We start from the raw sequence: 4,900 nt of genomic DNA, 5'->3' as shown, positions 1-4,900 counted from the left end.
GGAGTTCATGGTTAAAGCATTATCATCTCACCCTCGTAATTTGACTAAGGTATTGTTGATAGATGTAATTTAATGTTGAGTTAGGCTGTTGTCACCAAAAATTGTTAGTTAATAAATCAGTCTAAATCAAGAATATCTGCTAAAAAATCTAACTTTAGATAGATAAACACATAAATTAATGAATTAATTGCAACGATAGTTATCAAAAAATCAAGAAACCTTGGCATACTCATTATTATTAATACTAGAGTCAGATTTAGAGTTAGAGTTAGATTTCTTCCATTTGCGCCCAATTGCTAATAAAACCGCTTCTATCTCTTCCGAATTAGCATTTTCGATCATTTCTATTAATTGCTGTTTTTTGTCAATGCTTGCGATCGGTTGATTAGCCAATAAACTGCAAAAATATGTCTTACTACCAGGACTTAAACGATCCATATTTTCAAGCAGTGATTCAAAAGTTTCTTGAGAAACCCACGATCTACCGCGTCTAAACTCTGTTACTTGCTGTGGCGATATACCGACTAACTCAGCCAGTTCTTTAGCCTTAATACCATACTTACTCATGGCAGTTACAAATGATTCATTAATTCTAGTCATTGATAAACCTCTATAGCTATCAGTTTTATTATTGTAAGGGATAATTTTATTTTTCCCTCAATAACATTGCTATTACTGTATTTTACAGTATACTATAAATGGTAGTTGAATTTATTGAATTTGTCTACCAATTCACCATGAAAGATCAAACCCTTGTAACTAGACACTACAAGGGCTGAAAAGTGTTTCTTTCATGAATACCAATTCTTTTAATAGTATGACACAAATTTGTACATCATCTCTAATTCCTAAAAAAGAAATTGGACAAATAAAAATAAGAGATAAAAGTCCAAGTCACCAAAGCTATAATGAATTAAATTCACAAAAAGCTAAATCGAGTTTATGCCTCAATCATCAGCCTCTGTTAAGAGCAGGTTTAGTCCTATATGGAAATCAGGCAAAACTAAGACGATCAAGATTCCCATTATCTTGGAAGCTGATCTCAGAGCGATCGCTAAATGTCTTGATCAAGATCCATCCATTGGCAACAAAATTATCGAATACGCTCAATCACTTATTGAGCCGTAGACAAAAAATTTCCCCCGTACCAGTACAAATGGTCGGAGGACAGTCCCTAGAATCAATCAAAACCTGTAGGAACAATTAAAATGCTATCTAATTTAAGTTTAGCTGTCAAGGCAGCGGGCGCATTTTTGCACGCCTTTGGAGGTGTGTAATGAAAATTAACAATTTTTACCCAATAACACCTGAAGTATCCAGAAAACTTCGACAAGGTAAATTAACTGCTGCTGAATGGAGAATCTGGAGTTATCTAATTGAGATTGATCCTTGGGGGGACATCTACAAGGATATTGATACACTCACAGTAATGGCAGAATGTGACGTAAGTAAAGCTACATTCTATAGGGCGATCGCTAAGTTAGACAAAGCTGGATTATTACCTGATTGGTTTGAAATAGAGACTTATGAAAATCCTGAGTATCAGGTAGTTCAAAGACTTCACGCTAAATTAGGTGGTCAGACTGAGATTGTCACAGTCGTTGGCAGAATTGACCTTTTAACTGAAACAGAAATCATTGAAGTTAAACAAGTTTTTGATTGGAAAGCCGCATTAGGTCAAATTCTTACATACTCAGGATTTTTCCCCGAACACACTAAACGGATTCATCTTTTTGGTGACTGCACACCTCAGAAAAAAGAGGTTATTTGCTCAACTCTTCTGAGTTTTGATGTTATCGCAACTTTTGAAGAGGTGGAGGGTTGATCTATGAACAGCAAAAAACTAAGCCAAAGTAATGGAAATGAAGAGCTATTTGTCATAATTCGTGATGATGTAACCGACTGGATTATTCAAAACGGACTCAGCAAAACAGAATCAAAATTATTTTTCTATTTTCTGAGAATAGATAGATTTGGAGATCGCCCAGTGAAGTTAAAGGTTGCTGAAATACTTTTAGCAACTGGTATTGGTAAAACAGCTTACCATGCTGCGATCGCTAAATTTGAAGCATTAGGATGGTTTGATTTCAAGCATACTGACGTAACAATTAGTAACAATGCTGGTTTAAGTAGTTCGGAAAAACGAACTAAAAAATCGGAATCTCGAACTAAAAAATCGGAATCTCGAACTAAAAAATCGGAAAACCGGACTCTCGAACCGAAAAAACGAACTGAAAAATCGGAATCTCGGAAAATCACTCCCCCCGAACCCGCGCCCAGCAAGGCTTCTGAAGTCCCTCATACAATTCAGACTAATTCAGACTTAAAAAACACAACAGAAGCGGCGAATTGTTGTGTTTTAGAAAAGTTCAAAGACAAATTGCATTTTTACCAGGTGTATTTAGAAATTTATGATCAAGCGTCTAATAGCGTAGTTCCAAATCCAAAGATTGCAACTATCCGCAAAATTATTCAAGGAATGCCAGCAGAAAGAGCCGAAAGAGCGATCGCGGCATTCTTGGCATGGCTACCCAATGCCAAAAATGTCCGCTGCAAATATGCGGCTTTTGCGAGTTCACTTCGTGAAAATTGGCAGACTTGAATGAAATTTTGAGTCCTGCTGCTGCTGTGAGAAGTCTGACAAGTGCTTGTTGTGGGGATGTTAGCAAGCACTTACCTGTTCAAGATAATTGCATTTTTGGAAGTTCAAAAACTATTAGGTAGTCATCATGGCTAAAAAACATAGTCAAGCAACTGCAACCCAAGAACCAGCTTTGTTTTCAACTGAATTGTATTCTAGTGGCACGGGTGATATAAAGAGCCAATCTCAAGATCCTTATTGGGATGAAATAATTCTCGATTCAGAAATTACCCAAGTTGAGAATTCAGGACAAACTACTTTATTTTACGACTCCACCACAGAGCCACCAACACCAGAAGAATTTAACTCTGTAGAGGCATATAACGCCGCTTATGATTCGTGGTGTATAAATCATCATGAATTAGTAAATCATGGCTTTAAAACGGATTTTGAAGAGGATAAAGGATTCAAAATAGACGATATCTACAATTGCCTGGGACAACGCATATTTTCTCAGAAGGAGAATCGTAAGGGAGCGATCGCTAAAGTAGGTAAATCAGGGTTTACGGTTAATTGGGACGGGTGGGTAATAGTCCCTTATTCGTTTACGCAAATTGAAGAATTGCAACTATCAAAAATAGAGGAGTTGGATTCATGCTTACAATGCTCGACACCTACGCCGGCACAGGAGCAGCTACCCTTGCAGGTGACAAGCTTGGAATTAAAACAACCCAGTTTATCGAAATTGACCCCAACGCCCAACGAGTCCTTAAATACAGATTCCCAAATATCCCCATTCACGACGACATCAGAACCTATCAAGGACAATTTAAACGGCATAACATTTGCTGGATATCATTCCCTTGTACCGGAACAAGTAACGCCGGAAAGCGTACAGGACTTGACCATCCAGAATCAAGAATGTGGTTCTATTCCTTGCGAGCGATCGCAGTTGAGCAGCCTGAATTTGTTGTTATTGAACAACCCAGAGGAATTATTAACAACGGACTTAGAGCAGTTCTTGGAGGACTCAGAATGGTTGAGTACAGTTGGGAAGATCCAGCAATCATATCAGCAGCGGAACTCGGAGCGCCCCATGCAAGAGAAAGGGTGTTCATTGTTGCCTACACCAACGACGTATCCCAAAGGCTCAACGGGGTGCAGACCGGCTGGCACGAACAGATTAGAGCAGAAGTTGCGGCCATTCATTCACAAGGGGGACAAGCTACATCCATCGGTGGCAGGGTGGATGATGGGATTCCCGATTGGTTGGGTGGAGTACCCATTAGCGGACACTGGCGAGATGCTATCAGTACAACTCCCATTTATCCCGGTGTTGGACACCATATCAAAAACAGACGGCACTGCGTTGACCTCTACGGACGAGCAGTTACACCTCAACAAGCAGAAATTGCCCTCAAAAGAGTCTGTTATCTCGCAGAATTCGCTGGAATTGCTTAATCAGGAGTCAGAATTATTAACCCCGACAACTCCGACAACTAACAAAATTAAGGCAATTACTCTACATCAACCTTGGGCTTCTTTGGTAGGTAAGTATAAGCATTATGAAACCAGGGGTAAAGCTACTAATTATCGGGGGAAAATAGCTATTCATGCAGCTATTAGGCAAGAAACAACGGATTATCAAGTCAATGAATTATCTGATTTGTTGGTAGGGGAAGAAATACCTTTTGGATCTGTGGTAGCAATTGGTGACTTAACAGACTGTATCAAAATGACTGAAGAATTTATCAGTCAACAAAGTGCAACAGAATTAAGGTGTGGACTGTGGGAAGTTGGTCGCTATGCCTGGAAATTGGAAAATGTAGAAATATTTGATGAACCAATCCCAGCGCGAGGTATGCCTGGAATGTGGGAAATTGAATTACCAATTACCAAACCGCAATTTAAACCTGGTGAGTACATCCTTAACGGCAAGGTTGGGGAAATTATAGAAGCTAGTCCAGGAGAATACTTTGTCGTCAAATACGGTAATGAGTATGCTGATCTCAAGTGCTACTTTTGGGGTCAAGATGATGAACTAATAAATCAGCTTGCGATTCCTACGGAGCGCTTCGCTATCGCACCTCAAGAGTTAGTTGAAAAATTCTTAGAGGAAACCTTAACTACTGAGAAATTCGTAAGGGAAAATAACTTATCCACAGGTGCGGAAATTTCCCTCACGAATGACGGGACTGAACGATTCGTAAGGGAAAATAACTTATCCACAGGTGCAGAAATTTCCCTCACGAATGACGGGACTGAGAAATTCGTAGGGGAAAATCAATTATCCACAGGTGCAGAAATTTCCCTCACGAA

General features: G+C 39.2%; 5 protein-coding genes and 1 pseudogene. 5 read left to right on the top strand and 1 reads right to left on the bottom strand.

Annotated features, from left to right (window positions below):
• Nucleotides 1-210: 210 nt before the first annotated feature.
• Nucleotides 211-600 carry a helix-turn-helix transcriptional regulator gene (locus FJR06_RS18100; protein ID WP_148766614.1) on the bottom strand — a complete coding sequence of 130 codons (390 nt, stop codon included), beginning with the start codon at nucleotides 598-600 and terminating at the stop codon, nucleotides 211-213.
• A gap of 342 nt (nucleotides 601-942) precedes the next feature.
• Between FJR06_RS18100 and FJR06_RS18095 the strand changes: the two genes are divergently transcribed.
• The 5 genes and pseudogenes from FJR06_RS18095 to FJR06_RS24975 form a co-directional block, all read left to right on the top strand.
• Nucleotides 943-1,128: a hypothetical protein gene (locus tag FJR06_RS18095; RefSeq protein WP_148766616.1), complete on the top strand. Its 186-nt coding sequence runs from the start codon at nucleotides 943-945 to the stop codon at nucleotides 1,126-1,128.
• A 148-nt stretch (nucleotides 1,129-1,276) separates the two neighbouring features.
• A complete protein-coding gene (locus FJR06_RS23860) occupies nucleotides 1,277-1,825 on the top strand; it encodes a hypothetical protein (protein WP_174783498.1) in 549 nt (182 codons plus the stop codon).
• A 3-nt stretch (nucleotides 1,826-1,828) separates the two neighbouring features.
• Nucleotides 1,829-2,602 carry a hypothetical protein gene (locus FJR06_RS18085; protein WP_168651961.1) on the top strand — a complete coding sequence of 258 codons (774 nt, stop codon included), beginning with the start codon at nucleotides 1,829-1,831 and terminating at the stop codon, nucleotides 2,600-2,602.
• 633 nt (nucleotides 2,603-3,235) lie between these two features.
• Complete coding sequence (locus FJR06_RS24980) at nucleotides 3,236-4,042, top strand: DNA cytosine methyltransferase (RefSeq protein WP_168651960.1); 807 nt, start codon at nucleotides 3,236-3,238, stop codon at nucleotides 4,040-4,042.
• Nucleotides 4,035-4,900: pseudogene (locus FJR06_RS24975) on the top strand (hypothetical protein); the annotation flags it as partial. The gene FJR06_RS24980 and the pseudogene FJR06_RS24975, both read left to right, overlap by 8 nt.

It is taken from the genome of Dolichospermum sp. UHCC 0352, from assembly GCF_009711925.1.
Taxonomy (GTDB): Bacteria; Cyanobacteriota; Cyanobacteriia; order Cyanobacteriales; family Nostocaceae; genus Dolichospermum; species Dolichospermum lemmermannii.
This window is presented reverse-complemented; position numbering and strand designations above follow the sequence as displayed.

Excerpts from the sequence above, each read along its gene's own strand:
- FJR06_RS18085 (WP_168651961.1), top strand. The coding sequence starts at position 1,829 with ATGAACAGCAAAAAACTAAGCCAAAGTAATGGAAATGAAGAGCTATTT.
- FJR06_RS18100 (WP_148766614.1), bottom strand. The coding sequence starts at position 600 with ATGACTAGAATTAATGAATCATTTGTAACTGCCATGAGTAAGTATGGT.
- FJR06_RS23860 (WP_174783498.1), top strand. The coding sequence starts at position 1,277 with ATGAAAATTAACAATTTTTACCCAATAACACCTGAAGTATCCAGAAAA.
- FJR06_RS18095 (WP_148766616.1), top strand. The coding sequence starts at position 943 with ATGCCTCAATCATCAGCCTCTGTTAAGAGCAGGTTTAGTCCTATATGG.
- FJR06_RS24980 (WP_168651960.1), top strand. The coding sequence starts at position 3,236 with ATGCTTACAATGCTCGACACCTACGCCGGCACAGGAGCAGCTACCCTT.